The sequence below is a fragment of the Xanthomonas sp. NCPPB 1132 genome, assembly GCF_056629235.1.
On sequence record NZ_CM152819.1, the window covers coordinates 1,982,571 to 1,999,572 of the forward strand.

Annotated in this window: 16 protein-coding genes and 2 tRNA genes; 7 read left to right on the forward strand and 11 right to left on the reverse strand. The window is 70.5% G+C overall.

Annotated features, from left to right (window positions below):
- Positions 1-188 precede the first annotated feature (188 nt).
- A complete protein-coding gene (locus AC1G9L_RS08375) occupies positions 189-1,721 on the forward strand; it encodes a GDSL-type esterase/lipase family protein (RefSeq protein ID WP_019801471.1) in 1,533 nt (510 codons plus the stop codon).
- A gap of 128 nt (positions 1,722-1,849) precedes the next feature.
- On the opposite strand, the gene AC1G9L_RS08380 is transcribed toward AC1G9L_RS08375, so the two are convergent.
- Positions 1,850-2,197: a helix-turn-helix domain-containing protein gene (locus tag AC1G9L_RS08380; protein ID WP_029562242.1), complete on the reverse strand. Its 348-nt coding sequence runs from the start codon at positions 2,195-2,197 to the stop codon at positions 1,850-1,852.
- A gap of 251 nt (positions 2,198-2,448) precedes the next feature.
- On the opposite strand from AC1G9L_RS08380, the gene AC1G9L_RS08385 reads away from it, so the two are divergent.
- On the forward strand, positions 2,449-2,646 hold the full coding sequence (locus AC1G9L_RS08385; protein ID WP_010343993.1) for a hypothetical protein: 198 nt from the start codon (positions 2,449-2,451) through the stop codon (positions 2,644-2,646).
- A 74-nt stretch (positions 2,647-2,720) separates the two neighbouring features.
- Here the strand turns inward: AC1G9L_RS08385 and AC1G9L_RS08390 are convergent.
- Together AC1G9L_RS08390 and AC1G9L_RS08395 are read right to left on the reverse strand one after the other, a co-directional pair.
- A tRNA-Leu gene (locus AC1G9L_RS08390) sits at positions 2,721-2,805 on the reverse strand.
- A 93-nt stretch (positions 2,806-2,898) separates the two neighbouring features.
- Complete coding sequence (locus AC1G9L_RS08395) at positions 2,899-3,354, reverse strand: VirK family protein (protein WP_019801470.1); 456 nt, start codon at positions 3,352-3,354, stop codon at positions 2,899-2,901.
- A gap of 316 nt (positions 3,355-3,670) precedes the next feature.
- Between AC1G9L_RS08395 and AC1G9L_RS08400 the strand changes: the two genes are divergently transcribed.
- From AC1G9L_RS08400 to AC1G9L_RS08420, 5 genes are all read left to right on the forward strand, one after another.
- Positions 3,671-3,755, forward strand: a tRNA-Leu gene (locus AC1G9L_RS08400).
- Positions 3,756-3,995: 240 nt separating this feature from the next.
- Complete coding sequence (gene rnr / locus AC1G9L_RS08405) at positions 3,996-6,335, forward strand: ribonuclease R (protein WP_481071069.1); 2,340 nt, start codon at positions 3,996-3,998, stop codon at positions 6,333-6,335.
- Positions 6,336-6,401: 66 nt separating this feature from the next.
- Positions 6,402-6,872, forward strand: coding sequence for a GFA family protein (locus tag AC1G9L_RS08410; RefSeq protein WP_019801468.1), 471 nt, complete (start codon positions 6,402-6,404; stop codon positions 6,870-6,872).
- Between the two features lie 327 nt (positions 6,873-7,199).
- Positions 7,200-7,946: a 23S rRNA (guanosine(2251)-2'-O)-methyltransferase RlmB gene (gene rlmB / locus AC1G9L_RS08415; RefSeq protein ID WP_010343988.1), complete on the forward strand. Its 747-nt coding sequence runs from the start codon at positions 7,200-7,202 to the stop codon at positions 7,944-7,946.
- An 893-nt stretch (positions 7,947-8,839) separates the two neighbouring features.
- Positions 8,840-11,782: a two-component regulator propeller domain-containing protein gene (locus tag AC1G9L_RS08420; RefSeq protein WP_481070682.1), complete on the forward strand. Its 2,943-nt coding sequence runs from the start codon at positions 8,840-8,842 to the stop codon at positions 11,780-11,782.
- 69 nt (positions 11,783-11,851) lie between these two features.
- Here the strand turns inward: AC1G9L_RS08420 and AC1G9L_RS08425 are convergent, their stop codons facing one another.
- From AC1G9L_RS08425 to phoU, 8 genes are all read right to left on the reverse strand, one after another.
- Positions 11,852-12,262 carry a hypothetical protein gene (locus AC1G9L_RS08425; protein ID WP_481070684.1) on the reverse strand — a complete coding sequence of 137 codons (411 nt, stop codon included), beginning with the start codon at positions 12,260-12,262 and terminating at the stop codon, positions 11,852-11,854.
- Positions 12,263-12,296: 34 nt separating this feature from the next.
- The gene (locus AC1G9L_RS08430) at positions 12,297-12,806 is read right to left on the reverse strand and encodes a hypothetical protein (RefSeq protein ID WP_481070686.1); all 510 of its coding nucleotides are present in this window, start codon (positions 12,804-12,806) and stop codon (positions 12,297-12,299) included.
- A 94-nt stretch (positions 12,807-12,900) separates the two neighbouring features.
- Positions 12,901-13,233 (reverse strand): low molecular weight protein tyrosine phosphatase family protein, encoded by a 333-nt coding sequence (locus AC1G9L_RS08435; protein WP_010343984.1) that lies wholly within the window; start codon positions 13,231-13,233, stop codon positions 12,901-12,903.
- A 107-nt stretch (positions 13,234-13,340) separates the two neighbouring features.
- Complete coding sequence (rnt, locus tag AC1G9L_RS08440) at positions 13,341-13,994, reverse strand: ribonuclease T (protein ID WP_019801992.1); 654 nt, start codon at positions 13,992-13,994, stop codon at positions 13,341-13,343.
- Between the two features lie 41 nt (positions 13,995-14,035).
- Positions 14,036-14,782, reverse strand: coding sequence for an HvfC family RiPP maturation protein (locus AC1G9L_RS08445; protein ID WP_481070688.1), 747 nt, complete (start codon positions 14,780-14,782; stop codon positions 14,036-14,038).
- Complete coding sequence (locus tag AC1G9L_RS08450; RefSeq protein ID WP_019801747.1) at positions 14,779-15,639, reverse strand: HvfB family MNIO-type RiPP peptide maturase; 861 nt, start codon at positions 15,637-15,639, stop codon at positions 14,779-14,781. The genes AC1G9L_RS08445 and AC1G9L_RS08450 overlap by 4 nt, the downstream gene beginning before the upstream one ends.
- Entirely contained in the window at positions 15,626-16,024 is a 399-nt protein-coding gene (locus AC1G9L_RS08455; protein ID WP_481070689.1) for a hypothetical protein, read from the reverse strand. Before AC1G9L_RS08455 ends, AC1G9L_RS08450 begins: the two co-directional genes overlap by 14 nt.
- Positions 16,025-16,202: 178 nt before the next feature.
- Positions 16,203-16,913, reverse strand: coding sequence for a phosphate signaling complex protein PhoU (gene phoU, locus AC1G9L_RS08460; protein ID WP_010343979.1), 711 nt, complete (start codon positions 16,911-16,913; stop codon positions 16,203-16,205).
- Positions 16,914-17,002 lie beyond the last annotated feature (89 nt).

Here is a 17,002-nt window from a genome sequence, read left to right on the forward strand (position 1 = left end):
CGGCGACGTCGTTCGCCTGCCGGTCATGCAATGTGTCCCTTGTGCGGCGGCGTGTCGTCCCGGCACGCCGCCGCGACGCGGCCAGCGCGACCTGCGTGCCCGGCGTCGCGCTCCGGTGCCGATCTACTTGCCGCCGCTGCGGCCCGCGCACCAGAATCGGCGCTCCGCAGGCTTCGGCAGCCCCGCCCATGCAACGTCTTCTCCGCGCCTTCGGCGCCCGCTTCGTCATCGCGTTTCCGGGCGCGGCCGTCTTCGCGCTGCTGTGCCTCGGCGTACATCCGGCGCATGCGCAGGCCGCTTCGCCGCCCGCGGCATCGCCGGTGCCGGTGACCCCGGCCGACCGTCTGCACGAGGCCTGGTGGGCCGAGCGCCACCAGCAGGTGCTGGCGCAGGTGCGTGCGCAGCCGGAGACGCCGCTGCTGCTGATCGGCGATTCGATCACCCAGAACTACGAAAAGGCGCAGGCGCCGGACCAGGAGTTCCAGTCGACCTGGCAGACCTTCTACGGCAGTCGCGGCGCGCTCAACCTCGGCTTCAGCGGCGACGCCACCGAGCATGTGCTGTGGCGCCTGCAGCACGGCGAAGTCGACGGCCTGCGGCCCAAGGTCGCGCTGGTGCTGATCGGCACCAACAACACCGGCCACGAGGGGCAGGGCGCGGCGGACACGGTGCGCGGCATCGAGGCGGTGGTCGCCACGCTGGAGCAGCGCCTGCCGCACACGCGCATCCTGTTGCTGGGACTGCTGCCCAGTGCGCTGTCGGCGCAGAAGAGCGCACGCGATGCCGAGGTCAATCGCGCACTGGCGGTGCGCTACGGCGACAACCCGCGGGTGACGTACCTGGACATCGGCACCGTGTTCCAGCGCGCGGACGGCATGTTGGACCCGAGCCTGTTCTACGATCCGCGGCAGCGGCCGGGCAGTGGCGCGCTGCACCCGGATACGCGCGGGCAGCGGCGCATGGCCGAGGCCATCGAGCCGACCCTGGCGCGGCTGCTCGACGACGCGCCACGGGTGCCGCTGGACGCGATGACCGACGTCGACACCGCGCGCATCGCGGTGCCCTGGCTGGAGCAGGATTCCTACGACTGGTATGGCCGCCACCATGCCGCGCTGGATGCCGCCCGCCAGCTGCAGCCGCAGGTGGTGATGCTCGGCGACTCGATCACCCATTTCTGGGCGGGCGCGCCGCAGGCGATCCGGGTGAACGGTGCGCAGGCCTGGCAGCGCACCTTCGGCGGCGCGCGCGTGCTGAACCTGGGCTTCGGCTGGGACCGCACCCAGAACGTGCTGTGGCGGCTGCGCCAGGGCGAGGTCGACGGCCTGGCACCGCGCTGGGTGGTGATCAACCTCGGCACCAACAATCTCACCGGCACCGAGCATGCGCGCGCCAACACGCCGCAGGAGACCGCCGACGGCGTCGCCGCGGTGGTCGCCGAGGTCCGGCGACGCCTGCCGCGCAGCCGGATCGTGCTGATGGGCATCTTCCCGCGCGGCTTCGCCGCCGATGCGCCGCAGCGCGCGCCGATCCTGCAGACCAACCGCCTGCTGGCCGCGCGCTTCGGCCACGATCCGCAGGTGCGCTGGCTCGACATCGGCGCGCGGTTCCTGCAGCCGGACGGCACGCTGCCGGCGGCACTGATGCCGGACAGCACCCATCCCAGCGAAGCCGGCTACCGCATCTGGGGCGACGCCTTGCGCGAGATCGGCGTCGGCGGCTGAAGCTCGCGTCGAACGACGCGCGTTTGCTGCCGCTCGGCGGCAGATGTCGTTGCTCTGGTAGGAGCGGCTTCAGCCGCGACGGGTCCCCCGCGAGGCAACCCAAGGCGGCCACGGCCGCGAACGCGACCTCAGCCGCTGCTGGGCTTGAGCAGTTGCAGGACCGCTTCGCGGTGGCCCGGCGGCGCGTTGCGATAGCGGGCCAGCAGTGCGCGTTCCTGCGCATCCTGCGCCAGCAACGGATAGTCGGAAGGCAGGTCCTGCACGCGCTTGCCCGGGCCCACGCCGCACACCAGCTCGTCGAGCGAGCGGTTCAGCACGCTGCGCAGCGTCGGCAGCAGGCGGAAGCTGGGCGTTTCGCGGTCGTTCTCCCAGGCCGAGACCGACGACTTGGTGACGTCCAGCGCGAAGCCCAACTGCTCCTGGGTGAGTCCTGCGGCTCTTCTGGCTTCGCGCAAGCGCTCGCCGAAGCTATTCATCGCGGTGGGCCTTGGGGGACGGCGGGCCTACCAAGATATGGAGCATCCGCCGGCTTGTCGTACAGCTGCGCTTGACTCGAATTGTTCGGAAATACAATACTCACGCGGTGCGGAACGCACGGACGCGCGAGGATGCGCATGCAGCACAAGGACGTCATGGACACGAGGGTGTCGGCACAGCGGTGCGCCGCCGCGATGTGCCGGCCGACAGCGGCACGACACGGCGCCCGTCGGTGCGTGGGGGAGGGCGCATGGCCACCTACGAAGTGAGACTCCGGCGCGTCGCGCAACTGGAGCCGTCCTTGCAGGTGCTGGTACATGCCGCCAATGCCTACCTGGCCGCGCGTGCGGCCGAGCGCCACAACCCGGGCTATCGTGCCTACAAGGTGGCGGTGTGGGTGAAGGGCGTGCGTGTGGACATCGGTCCGTTGCGTCCGCCGCAGCGCTGAGCGTCGCGGCCTGCATGCAGCCAACAAAAAACCCGCCGAAGCGGGTTTTGAGATCATGCTCGACTTGTCGGTCGTGGTGCCCAGGAGAGGACTCGAACCTCCACGGTTTTACCCGCTAGTACCTGAAACTAGTGCGTCTACCAATTCCGCCACCTGGGCAACTCAGAACGAGAATTCTGCGCGCGGTGGCGGGCGCTGTCAAGCGTTTTGCGACAGCGGCGTTGCACCGCTGTCGTGCGATCGATCGCGACGTCAGTAACCGACGTTGAAGCGCAGGCCTTGATTGATCGCGCAGCGATAGCCGAGGGTGCTGCCGGTCTGCTGGTAGCTGGGCAGGGCGAACACGAACATGGTGAAGTCGATGCTGTTGTCCGGATGCACTTGGTAGCGCAGGAACTGCTGGATCGGCTTGCCGTCGCGGCCGACAGTGACGTGCTCGTCGGCGAAGGACAGGGTGCCGTCAGCGACGACGCGGTAGGCGCCGATGCGCAGGCCGCCGCGGGTCTGGCTGGGCGTGGCGCCGCCGGAAGTGGGCGTGCACTGGCTCAGGTCGATCGCCACGGCGACCGAGGCGCCGCTGTCCAGGGCGCGCTGGATCTCGGTGAGGGAATTGAGCGTGGCGTCGTCGGCGCCCGCGGTGGCGGCGGAGGCGCTGGTGGCGCTGGCGAACAGGGCGGCGGCGAGCAGGGAGGCGGACAGGCTGTGCATGGGGATGCTCCGGAGCGTGGGGGAGGGCGACGGATTGCCGGATGCAAACTAGCGGGGCGCCGATCCGGGTCAACCGACAAAATCGCGAACTTCCGCTGCCGTCACGCCGGATCTTCGAAGCGGGTCCGCTTGTGACGGCGCCGTGTCGGAATCCGCAGTGCACCTGCGGTTTTCCGCCGACTGCGTGCGCCGCCGACGCGCGCGGTGCGGCTGCTTGCCCCGGTGCGGTCGTGGCATCGGCGCAGGCGATCGCGAGCGAATGCGAAATAGGCGTTGACAAGGTCGCGCGGGCACCGCAGAATTCGCGGCCTTCAGCGCCCAGGTGGCGGAATTGGTAGACGCACTAGTTTCAGGTACTAGCGGGTAAAACCGTGGAGGTTCGAGTCCTCTCCTGGGCACCAAAAGCAAGACCGCGGGAGCGCTGAACTCTCGCACCGACCGGCCCGCTGACGCGGGCTTCGTCGTTTCTGGGGGGGCGTGTCCGTGGGGGGCGCACCGCCCGGTTCGGGTGGTGACCACCCGCATGGGAGTACCATGCCCGGATGACAACCCGCAAAAGCAAGTCCGGCAAGCCCGGCAAATCCGCCTCCAGCGACGCTTCCACCCCCGATACGCCGAAGAAATCGCGTCTGCCCGCCTGGATGCCCAGCTTCCTGCGCCGCGGACCCAAGCCGCCGCTGCAACCGCTGCACCCGCCGTCGCCACAGCGGGGTGGCACCCCTGAGACCGCACCCGCGGCCGCCGCGCCGATCCAGGACCCCTACGCCGCGCGCGAGGCCGAGCGCTATGCGCAGCCGATCGCCAGCCGCGAGGCGATCCTGCAATTGCTCGAACGCTGCGACGGCCCGCAGACCCTGGACGAACTGGCCGAGCAGCTCGGCCTGACCGAGCCGACGCGCAAGGAAGCGCTGAGCAAGCGCCTGGGCGCGATGCTGCGCGAGGCGCAACTGGTGCAGAACCGTCGCGGCGGCTACGCGCCGCTGCAGCAGACCAACCTGATCCCCGGCGTGGTGATCGCCAATCCCGATGGCTTCGGCTTCCTGCGCCCGGACGAGGGCGGCGACGACCTGTTCCTGCCGCCGTACGAAATGCGCAAGGTGCTGCACGGCGACCGCGCGCTGGCTAACGTCACCGGCATCGACCGCCGCGGCCGCCGCGAAGGCAGCATCGCGCGCGTGCTCGAGCGCGGCCTGACCCGCATGATCGGCCGTTTCAGCCTGGAAGCGGGCATCGCCTTCGTGGTGCCCGACGACAAGCGCATCCAGCGCAACGTGCAGATCCCTGCCGACGCCGTCGGCGAGGCCCGCGACGGGCAACTGGTGGTGTGCGAACTCACCTCCGCGCCGGATGCGCGGCGCCCGCCGATCGGCAAGATCATCGCCGTGCTGGGCGACAAGCTGACCCCGTCGCTGCTGGTGGAAGCGGCGATCCACGGTCACGAGCTGCCCTACGAATTCCCGCAGGAGGTGCTGGACGAAGCCGCGGCGGTGCCGCTGACGGTGGAGCCGGCGGCGATCAAGGGCCGCGTGGACCTGCGGCATACGCCGTTGGTGACCATCGACGGCGCCGACGCCAAGGACTTCGACGACGCGGTGTTCTGCGAGCCCAACGCCGACGGGTTCCGCCTGGTGGTGGCGATCGCCGACGTGTCGCACTACGTGCGTCCGGGCACGCCGCTGGATACCGAAGCGGTCAAGCGCGCGACCTCGGTGTACTTCCCCGGCTTCGTGGTGCCGATGCTGCCGGAGACGCTGTCCAACGGCATCTGTTCGCTCAACCCCAAGGTCGACCGTATGTGCTTCGTCTGCGACATGCAGATCGACCGCCAGGGCGAGGTGGCCGGTGCGCGCTTCTACGAGGCGGTGATGAACTCGCACGCGCGGCTCACCTACGAACAGGTGTGGCAGGCGGTGGGCGAGAAGGACGAACAGGTGCGCAAGGACGTGGCGGCGGTGCTGCCGCAGCTGGAGCGGCTGCACCAGCTGTACCAGATCCTGGCCAAGGCGCGCGCGCGCCGCGGCGCCATCGAGTTCGAGTCCTCGGAAGTGCGCTTCGTGCTCGACAACACCGGCGAGGTGACCCAGGCCGGCATGCTGGTACGCAACGACGCGCACAAGCTGGTCGAGGAATGCATGATCGCCGCCAACGTGGCCGCGGCGCGCTACCTGCTGGAGACGCACATCCCGGCGCCGTTCCGCGTGCACGAGCGGCCGCCGGAATCCAAGTACGCCGACCTGCTGGAGTTCCTCAAGGAGTTCAAGCTGAGCCTGCCGGCGTGGAGCAAGGTGGTGCCGGGCGACTTCACCAAGCTGTTGAAGAAGGTGCGCGAGCGCCCGGACGCGGCGCTGCTGGAATCGGTGCTGCTGCGCAGCCAGAGCATGGCGGTGTATTCGCCCGACAACGCCGGCCACTTCGGCCTGGCACTGGAGGCGTACGCGCACTTCACCTCGCCGATCCGCCGTTATCCGGACCTGCTGGTGCACCGCGCGATCAAGTACGCGCTGACCCGCGGCGCGCCGGACAAGTACCTGTACGCGCCGCGCGCGATGGCGGCGCTGGCGTTGCAGTGCTCCGAGCGCGAGCGCCGCGCCGACGAGGCCGAGCGCGAGGTCGACGAGCGCTACCGCGCCGCGTGGATGGAGAAGCACGTCGGTGGGCAGTTCGACGGTGTGGTCAGCGGCGTGACCAGCTTCGGCCTGTTCGTCGAGCTGGACCAGTCCAAGGTCAACGGCCTGATCCACGTGACCCAGTTGCCGCAGGACTATTACCAGTTCGACGCCACCCGCAAGACCCTGACCGGCGAGCGCCGCGGGCGCGAGTTCCGCCTGGGCGACCGCGTGCGCATCCTGGTGCTGAAGGCGAGCATGGAGGAGCGCAAGATCGACTTCCGCCTGGTCGAGGAAGGCGCACCGGCGCACGACGAGTTGCCGCCGCCGCCACCGCGTGGGCAGCCGGCCAAGCGCAAGAAAAAGAAGTACTGACGGCGTGCGTCGCGGCGGTCGTGACGACCGCCGCTGCGCCGCCCCGCATGCGCGGGAGGAGTGGTCATGGAGCAGGACCAGTACAGCGGCGGTTGCCAGTGCGGCGCGGTGCGCTTCTGTGTGCGCGGACGGCTGCACGACGCTTCGATCTGCCATTGCCGGATGTGCCAGAAGGCCTTCGGCGCCTACTACGCGCCCTTGGTCTCCACCCGCGGTGCGGAACTGACCTGGACCCGCGGCACGCCAAAGCGCTTCGCCTCGTCCAATCTGGTGCAGCGCGGCTTCTGCGCCGACTGCGGCACGCCGCTGACCTACGAGGCCCCGGATGGCGTCGCCATCGCCGCCGGCGCCTTCGACCATCCCGAGGCCTTGCCGCCGACCATCCAGTACGGCATCGAAGCGAAGCTGCCGTTCGTGGACGACCTGCACCGCCTGTCGGCAATCCGTACCGAGGGCGATCTGGCCGCCGCGTCGTTCCTGGCCGATGTCGTCTCGCGCCAGCATCCGGACCACGACACCGAGCACTGGCCGGCTTGAGGTAAGACCGGCGGTGCCGACGTCGCGCGGAGCGTGTCGGTGCCGGTAACCTCGGGTCATCGGCGCGCCAGGCAGCAGGCCGGGGTTCCCCAGTTCACCGCGTCGGGACTGAAGTCCCTCCCACAAGGCTGCGCCGCGCCCTGACTGGATGACTCTGCGTCGGTGGTCTTGCCGCCGCGGCACGCATGCCCCGGGCATCGCAGGAAAGCACGACGTCGCGGCCAAGCCGCTTCTACCATTCCCAATTCCCCATTCCCAGCCCCCAGGCATGACGCCAGCGGCCACAACCCCTACCATGCCCGCTTTCCTTTCGCGTAGTCCCGCCTCATGAGCAAGCAGAACCAGTGGATCGTCGGCGTCAATGCCGTGGCCTCGTCGATCGAGAACGACGCGGACAACGTGCGCGAGGTGCTGGTGGAGGCGGGCAGCAAGAATCCGCGCCTGCAGGAGATCGAGGAGAACGCGCGGCGCAAAGGCATCGACGTGCGGCGGGTGAACACGCAGGCGCTGGATGGCGTCGGCGGCGCGGTGCGCCACCAGGGCGTGGCCGCGCGCTACGCCGCGGCGCGGACCTGGTCGGAGAACGAGTTGGAAGGCCTGGTCAGCGCCGCCGAAGGCCGCGCCCTGCTGCTGGTGCTGGACGGCGTGCAGGACCCGCACAACCTCGGCGCCTGCCTGCGCAGTGCCGCCGCGGCCGGAGTGACGGCGGTGGTGATTCCCAAGGACAAGTCGGCGCCGGTCAACGCCACCGTGCGCAAGACCTCGGCCGGCGCCGCCGATCGCCTGCCGATCGTGGCGGTGACCAACCTCGCGCGCTGCCTGCGTGACCTGCAGAAGCAGGGCGTGTGGATCTATGGCCTGGCCGGCGAGGCCGAGACCTCGCTGTACGCGCAGGACCTGCGCGGCAACGTGGCGCTGGTGCTGGGCGGCGAGTCCGACGGCCTGCGCCGGCTGACCCGCGAGCATTGCGACGGCCTGGTCCGCATCCCGATGCCGGGCGAGATCGAGAGCCTCAACGTCTCGGTCGCCGCGGGCGTCACCCTGTTCGAGGCGGTACGGCAGCGCATGGGCTGAGCGCCCCTTCGAAAGCCCCTCTCCCTCCGGGAGAGGGGTTGGGGTGAGGGTCCGGGGGTGAAGCACCCGCCGCATCAGGGCGACACCAAGCTTTAGCGCTTCACGCTCAACCGCCGCTGCAATCGACGTTTCCCCAGGCTTCGCCCGTACCCTCATCCGCCCCTGCGGGGCACCTTCTCCCGGAGGGAGAAGGGAGGCGCGTGGCACCAGAGCCCCTCTCCCCCCGGGAGAGGGGTTGGGGTGAGGGTCCGGGGCGAAGTCCCTCGCCGCATCAGGCCGACACCAAGCTTTAGCGCTTCACGCTCAACCGCCGCTGCAATCGACGTTTCCCCGGGCTGCGCCCGTACCCTCATCCGCCCCTTCGGGGCACCTTCTCCCGGAGGGAGAAGGGAGACGCGCGGCACCAGAGCCCCTCTCCCCCCGGGAGAGGGGTTGGGGTGAGGGTCCGGGGGCGAAGCCCCTCGAGCATCATGGCGACACCAAGCTTCGCCCTTCACCCTCATCCACCACTGCAATCGACGTTTTCCCAGGCTGCGCCCGTACCCTCATCCGCCCCTTCGGGGCACCTTCTCCCGATGGGAGAAGGGAGGCGCTGCGCTTGCATGGGCCAGCCCGGCTTAACCGCCGCGCAATCTTCACGCGTTCTTTTTCGGTGACCTGCTACCGCCTGCACCCGCAGTGCCGCGTTTTTGCCTACCATGGGCGCTCGTCCCGTGTTCTGTTCCGGTAATGAGTCTGCGTCGCCCCCGTCCCCTTGACGCTGGCCCCCCGCGCCAGGGTCCTGTCGCACCCCGTCTGCGTCGGATCGGGTCGGGACAGTGAACGTCGCCAGGGGGAAGGGGGAAGCGGCGCTCGTACGCGACCGCGGGCGTGCGTGGCCGCCTGCATGGCCGGTGTTGCTGATCCTGTCGCTGGTACTGGGCGTGGCGTGGCACGCGGTCGCCGCCGACGGCGCCGCAGACGGCGTGCCCCCGCTGCGCGACTACGCGATCGATTCCTGGACCTCGCGCAACGGCCTGCCGCACAACTCCCTGCGCGATCTGGCGCAGACCCCGGATGGCCGCCTGTGGTTCGCCACCTGGGAAGGACTGGTGCGCTACAACGGCCTGGACTTCACCGTCATCGACCGCAGCACCCGCCCGGGTCTGCCCGACAACGGGGTCGGCTCGCTGTACGTGGACCGCGCCGGCGCGCTGTGGCTCAGCGATTCGCGCGGCAATCTCGGCCGCCACGATCCCGCCGGCCACTGGCGGTTCTGGCGACAGCCGCCGGGCTGGCCGCATGCGCTGATCCACGCGATGACCCAGGACCGCGACGGCCGCATGTGGCTGCTGTTCGAAGGCAATGGCCTGGGCTGCCTGTGGCCCGACGGCCGTTTCGATTACCAGCCGGCGCCGCGCGACCTGCCGTTGGCGGCGAGCTTCCCGCACCTGGCCGCCGACGACCAGGGGCGGGTCTGGATCGGCAGTCTCGACGGCTTGCTGTACCGGGACCCGCAAGGCGTGCTGCGGCGCGCGCCGGCCGCGTTCGGCCTGCCGCCCGGACTGGCCTGGCCGTATCGGGCACCGGACGGCTCGCTGTGGCTGGTGGCGGGAGAGAACCTGTACCGGGTGCAGGGCGAGCGCGCGGTGCTGGTGCAGCACCTGCCGGGCTACGGCCATTTCACTTCGATGCTGCGCGATCGCGATGGCGCGATCTGGCTCGGCACCGAGAACCAGGGGCTGCTGCGGATCAGTGCGCACGGCATCGAGCGCATGCTGCCGGGCGACGTGCTGCCCAACGGGCGCATCGTCAGCCTGCTGCAGGATGCCGAGGGCAGCATCTGGATCGGCGCCAATGGCGGCCTGTTCCGCCTGCGCGAAACCTTGTTCGCCGGCTACACCCGCCGCGACGGACTCAGCGGCGACTACGTGCGTGCGCTGCTGGAGACGCCGGACGGCGCGCTGTGGATCGGCAGCGCCGCCGGGCTGGACCGGATGGCGCCGGACGGCCGCATCGCCCCGGTCGCGCTGCACGATGCGCCCTCGGTGCTGAGCCTGGCGCGCGGCAGCGACGGCGACCTGTGGGTAGGCACCTATGCCGATGGCGTGCTCCGCCTGCGCGACGGCCGCGTCGTGCGCCACTACGGAACCAACGAGGGCTTGCCCAGCGGTCAGGTGCGCGCGCTCAGCGTCGATGCCGCCGGCACGGTCTGGATCGGCACCCGCAGCGGGGTGATGCGCATCGACGGCGACAGGCTCTCGGCGCCCGACGTGCCCGGCCTGCCGGACGGCCTGATCACCGCGCTGGCCAGTGTCGATGGCGCGCTGTGGATCGGTTCGGTGGAAGGCGCGGCGGTGCTGCGCGACGGCCGGGTGCGGACGCTGGCGCTGGAGCCGCTGGGCGGCGCGCGCACCGTGTTCGGGTTCCAGGCGTTGGGCCGCGACATGTGGATCTCCACCGACCGCGGCCTGCACCGCGACCGCGACGGCCAGCTGGCACGGGTGGGACTGGAGCAGGGCATGCCGGTGGATACGGTGTTCCAGCTGGTCCGCGACCGCCTCGGTAATGTCTGGATCAGCAGCAACCGCGGCGTGCTGCGCACCACCGCGGCGGCGCTGGACGCGGTCGCCGACGGCCGCCAGGCGCGGCTGCAGGTGAGCCGCTACGACGAGATCGACGGCATGTCCAACGCGCAGGGCAACGGCAGTTCCGGGCCGTCGATGATCGTGCGCCACGACGGCACGGTGTGGCTGGTCACCGCCGGCGGCGTCAGCATGGTCGACCCGCGGCGCCTGGCGCGCTTTCGCGATCGCCTGCCGCCGCCGGCGGCGATCGAGAGCGTGTTATTGGACGGCCAGCCCTTCCCGTGGCAGACCAGGACGGAACTTCCTGGCGCCAAGCGCATCAGCGTGTCCTATGTCGGCCTGAGCTATCTGCTGCCCGAGCGCATCCGCTACCGCACCCGCCTCGACGGCCTGGACAGCGGGTGGATCGACCGCGGCAACCAGCGCAGCGTGGAATTCATCGGCCTGCCGCCGGGCGACTACACCCTGCACGTGGCCGCGGCGCATCCGGATGGCGCCTGGAGCACCCGCGAGGCCGTGTGGCGCTTCAGCGTGGCGCCGCTGTGGTGGCAGCGGCACAGCGTGCATGCGGCGGCCGTGGCGGTGCTGGTGCTGGCGTTGGTGCTGCTGTACCGCTACCTGATCGCGCGCTACAAGCGGCGCGCGCTACGCCTGGAGCGGCTGGTGGAGCGGCGCACCAGCGCGCTGCGGCTGCAGACCGAACGCCTGCTGCAGGCCGATGCCGAAAAGAGCCAGTTGCTGGCGGAACTGCAGCGCCAGGCCACCGCGTTCGAGCGATTGGCGCACGAGGACGCATTGACCGGCTTGCCGAACCGGCGGCACTTCGACGAGGTGCTGGAGCGCAGCATGCAGCGTGCGCAGCGCAGCGGCGCGCCGCTGTGCCTGCTGGTGATGGACATCGACCGCTTCAAGCAGATCAACGACGGTTACTCGCATGCCACCGGCGATGCGGTGCTGCGCGAGGTCGGGCAACTGCTGCTGGGCGCCTGTCGCACCACCGACCTGCCGGCGCGCCTGGGCGGCGAAGAATTCGCGATCCTGCTTGGCGACACCCCGCTGGCCGAGGCCGAGCGTCTGGCCGCGCGCCTGCGCGACCTGTTCCACGCGCGCCTGCAGTGGGCGCCCGAGGCCCCGGCGCTGCGCGTCACCTTCAGCGGCGGCCTGGTCGCATTGCGCGCGGACGAGACGCCGAGCCAGTGGCTGGAGCGCGCCGACGGCGCCCTTTACCGCGCCAAGGGGCTGGGGCGCGATCGGGTGTGCGTGGGCTGAGCACGCGTCCGGGCATGCCACTCGGTGCTGTCGTTCTACCTTGCAGCGTGCATCGTAGGCGCACGCGGTTCAGCGTGTGGCGTGGCGATCCAGCATCTCCAACGCCATCTCCGCTGCCTCACGGACGTCCGGATGCGCCGACCGCAATGACCGCGCCAGGCCCTCGCGCAAGGTCGAGTCCGCAAAGGCCGCCGCCAGCTGCGTGACCCAGTAGCGGCTCCCGTCGGGCAGCGTGGGATCTTCCAGCGCCTCGCGGATCGCGGCGACGGCGGCGCTGCGGTCGCAGGCATGGAACACGTCCTCGACCAACGGATAGACGCCCCAGCCGTCGCCGTTGCCGAAGGAGCGCAGGAACAGCGGGAGCGCGGCGCGATCGGGATCCGCGACAAACAGCCGTCTCGCCGCGTCGTAGGCGTCGATCAGGTCCTGGCTGAGCTGGTCGTCGTCGGGCAGCGGTTGCTGCGCGCGCAGGAACGCCATCGAATCGGTCTTGTTCACTGGCGCGCGTTTGCCGTCATGGCTCGCCATGATGTGCGTTGTCGTGCGGTGGCGCAGCGCCTGCTTTCGTCGTTGCGTCGGCGCCGCGGCGCAGGTGTTGCGCAAGGACGAAGACGACCGCCAGGGCGAACAGGTTCAGGCCGAAGAACGTCGCGGTCTCCGACGGAAACAGGGTGAACGCGAAGCGGCTGCCGAACAGGAAGTTCGCGCCGAACTTGAACGGCGCGAACTGCACGCCAGCGGTGAAGTGGAAGCCGCAATTGAATACGTAGCTCACCAGGGGCGTACTGAAGGTCGGCACCTGAGCCAGCCAGAACGCCAGATTGGCGCGCACTGCGTTGCGGCGACCCTCCAGCAATTGCGTGCCGCAGTGGATGCCCCAGGCATAGAGCGCGACGAACGCGGCGCAAATGATCCAATCGGCTGGCTGTCGCAGGTTCGGAAACTGGCTGACGATGGCGATGATGCCCACGCCGGCTCCGCCAATATCCAGAATGCCGATGCTTCGGCGCTTCCATGCTTGCATGAGGCGGTCGTCCTGGGACAGGCGCCTTGGCCGGCGCGGCGGCGAGCGTAGCACGTGTGCCGGCGTGTTTCGGAAGGGCGGTCGAGGACCAGGATCAGCGCACAGGCAGGTGCCGCGACACCTTCGCGGTCAGCACCTGCACCAGCGCCGGATCCATGTAGCCGTAGTCGTCAGGGATGTCGAGGCAGACGATGCGTGCGCGGCCGAGGTGGCGCCTGAACCGGCGCGACAGCTTTGTGCGATGCATCGGTTCCATGACGAAGACGATGTCCGCCCACTCCAGCAATTCCGGGGTGACCGGGGTGTCCGCGTCGTGGTCGACGCCGGCCGAGGCGGTTTCCACGCCGGGCCAGGTGGCGAACACCTGTTCGGCGGTGGGGCTGCGCAGCCGGTTGCGGCTGCACACGAACAGCAGGTGGCGGGTCATGCGAGCCGCTGCCGGCGAGTGCGCGGCGCTACCATGGATGGTTCGGCCGCAATGCCGCCGGGTCAACACGACAGCGGCGCGGGCGTGTCGTGCAATACATGCGGCGGCTATGGCACAACGCCGACCTGCGGCGCCGGCCAGGCGTTGGCGATCTTGCAGAACAGGCGGGCGGTCTGCTCGGTGTCGTAGACAGCGCTGTGCGCGTCGGCGGCGTTCCAGTCGAAGCCGGCGGCCTGCACCGCGCGCGCCAGCACGGTCTGGCCGTAGGCGATGCCGGCCAGGGTGACGGTGTCGAACACGCTGAAGGGGTGGAACGGGTTGCGCTTGTGGCCGCAGCGGGCGACCGTGGCGTTGAGGAAGTTGAGGTCGAAATGGGCGTTGTGGCCGACCAGGATGGCGCGCTGGCACCCGTACTTCTTCACCGCCGCGCGCACCGGCGCGAACACGTGGTCCAGCGCCTCGCGCTCGGGCTTGGCGAAGCGGAACGGGTGGTCCAGGACGATGCCGGTGACCTCCAGCGACTTCGGATCGATCAGGGTGCCGGGCGCCGGCACCACGTGCGCGCTGGCGGTGACGCCGGGATACAGCTGGCCGAAATCGTCCATCTCGATCGGCACCACCGCGATCTCCAGCAGCGCATGCTTGTTCCAGTCGAAACCGCCGGTTTCCACGTCCACCACCACCGGCAGGTAGCCGCGGAAACGCCGCGACATCGGGGTGATGACCAGGGGTTGCGAGGGGCTGTCGACCGAATCGTTCATCCGCCAAGGTTAGCAGAGCGCGGCCGCCGGCCGCCGCGGCGTCACTCCGGCAGGCGCGTGCCGAGCACGCTGCCCTGCGCGCGCAACCGTTCCAGCAGGGCTGCGCCCTCGTGCAGCAGGGCGTCCGGCGCAAGGCCGTGCGCGGCGGCCAGGTCCACCAGCAGCGCCCGCCCGCTGCGCGTGCCCGGCTGCAGCGCCGCCAGCACGGCGTAGGCCAGCGGCGCCAGTTCGGCGAAGCGGACCTGGCCGTCGGGCGCGCGCCGCGCCAGCAGGCAGGTCGGCTGCGCCGGGGCCGTGTCCGGCTGCCAGGCCGGGCCGATGCGCTGCACCGGCCAGTGGTAGAGCAACAGGCGCAGCCACGGCGACAGCAGCGGGATGCCGTCGAGCAGGTCGCCGCGCGGATCGTGCGGCGGCAGCACGGCGTCGTCGATCTGCACCTGCAGTTCCACGGTTTCGTAGTGCGCCAGTTCGGCCAGCCAGGGACGCTGCGGATCGGCTGCGCGCTGCTGCAGGAACGCCACCAGTTCCTCGCCCAGGCGCGGGAACAGCGGCGTGCGGGCGCGGTGCTCGGCGCAGAACGCGCGCAGCAGCGCTGTCCAGTCGGCGTCGCCAAGGGTGGCGCGCAGCACCGGGAACTGGCCGCTCAGCAACTGCGCCAGGTTGTCGAAGAACAGGGCGCGATACACCGCCAGGCGCTGCGGCGGGATGTCCGCCGGCGCCGGGTAGCGCTGCGGATCGCGCAGGTGCCGGGTCAGGGCGAATTGCTGCGCGCGCAGGGTCTCGCTCATGCGTCGCGCGACTGCGCCTGCGCGGCGCGTATGCACTGCACCTCGTCCAGCAGTTCGCGCAGCGGCGGGAACTGGCCGTCGCGCTCGAGCACGGTGGGGCGCACGCCGTGCAGGCGGTAGGCGGCGGCGAGCAGGTCCCACACCGGGTCGGCCACCGGCGCGGCGTGGGTGTCGATCTTCAGCCCGCTGGCGGCATCGTCGCGGTGGCCGGCGACGTGGTACGAGGCGATGCGCGCGCTGGGCATGGCGGCGAGGAAGGCCAGCGCGTCGTCGCCATGGTTGCTGGCGTTGACGTGCACGTTGTTGACGTCCAGCAGCAGGTCGCAATCGGCCTCGTCCAGCACCGCGGCCACGAACGCGGCTTCGCTCATCGCCTGGCCCGGGGCGGCGTAGTAGGAGACGTTCTCCACCGCGATGCGCCGGCCCAGCATGTCCTGGACCTGGGCGATGCGCGCGCCGACGTGGCGCACGGCCTCCTCGGTGAACGGCAGCGGCAGCAGTTCGTAGAGTTGACCGTCGTCGGCGCTGTAGCTGAGGTGTTCGCTGTACAACGCGACCCGGTGCCGCTCGAGGAACTGGCGGGTCTGCTGCAGCAGGGTGGTGTCCAGCGCCGCCACGCCGCCCAGCGACAAGGACAGGCCGTGGCAGCTGAGCGGATGGCGCGCGCTCAGCGTCTGCAGCAATTCGCCGGGGCGGCCGCCGACGCCGATCCAGTTGTCCGGCGCGCATTCGAGGAAGTCGAACGCATCTGCCGGCGCCTGCAGCAGGTCCTGCAGCAGGCCGCGACGCAGTCCGAGGCCGGCACTGGCCGCGGCCAGCGGCCGGGCGTCGTACCGGGGTGGATCAGAGGCTGCCACCGCACTTGCCCTCGCCGCACTTGCCTTCGGCCATGGCCTTGTCGTCGTGCTTGGCCTCGGGCGTGGCGGCGCCGGCCGCCGCGGACTTGGCCGGCGTCGCCGCCGGGGCGTGCGCTCCGCAGCTGCCGTCGCCGGCTTTGGCGCCGCAGCCACCTTCGCTGGCCTTGGCCGGGTCGGCGGCCTGCCCGGTGTGCGCCGTCGGCGCGGGCGTCGGCGTTGCCGGCGTGGTCGATCCGGTGTCCTGCGTCGGGGGGACGGCGGCCTGTGCGCCCAGCGCATAGCCCTGGGCGAGGTCGGTCATGGCCAGGGCGGAGGTGGACAGGCCGATCCCGCCGAGCAGGACCGCACCGGCGAGGACAGAAGACGAACGGGACGCGTTGGACATGCGCAGGCTCCTGGCGATGGGCGGACGCCGGCCGTGGTGGCCGGCGCTGCGCCAAGCCTACTCGCTGGCGCACGGCGCTGCATGCGGCAGTGCGTGGCGACAAAAAAGGCTCCGCTGTGCACGGAGCCCGGGATGCCGCGACAGCGGAACGGCGCAGGGCCGGTCCGCAGGGCAGGGGTCAGATGCCGCTGGTGGAGCTGGTTTCGTCGCGCTTGTCGCGCGGCGGCAACGGCTCGTCGCCATGCACCAGGAACCACACGTTCTCGGCGATGTTGGTGGCGTGGTCGCCGATCCGCTCCAGGTTCTTGGCCATGAACAGCAGATGCGTGCACGGGGTGATGTTGCGCGGGTCTTCCATCATGTAGGTCAGCAACTCGCGGAACAGCGCGGTGTACTGCGCATCGAGCTGCGCGTCGCCCTGGCGCACCCGCAGCGCGGCGTCGGCGTCGTTGCTCTGGTAGGCGGCCAGCGCGGCGCGGACCTGCTGGGCGGCGAGCTTGCCGAGCTGGCGCAGGCCGAGGGTCTGCGGCATCGGCGGCGACATGTTCAGCGCGATCGAGCGCTTGGCCACGTTGGCGGCGTAGTCGCCGATGCGTTCGACGTCGGCGGGGATGCGCAGGCCGGCGAGGATCTCGCGCAGGTCGCGCGCCATCGGCCCGCGCAGCGCCAGGCGCATCACGTCGTGGCTGATGGAGTGTTCGAGCGCGTCGATCGCTTCGTCGTTGACGACGATGCGCAGCGCGGCGTTGTCGTCGCGGCGTTCGACCACGTCCAGTGCCGCTTCCAACTGCGCCACCGCGGTTTCGCCCATGCGCACGATCTCGGCGGCGAGGCGATGCTGTTCTTCGTCGTAGCTCTTCACGATGTGCTCGTTGGGCTGAGTGTTCATGTCGTAGGTCCAATAAGTGCGTTGGTGTCGCCGCGGCCATGCCTGGCGCTGCGGTGCTGGCGTCGCCCGGCGCCCGCCCGGAGGGCGAC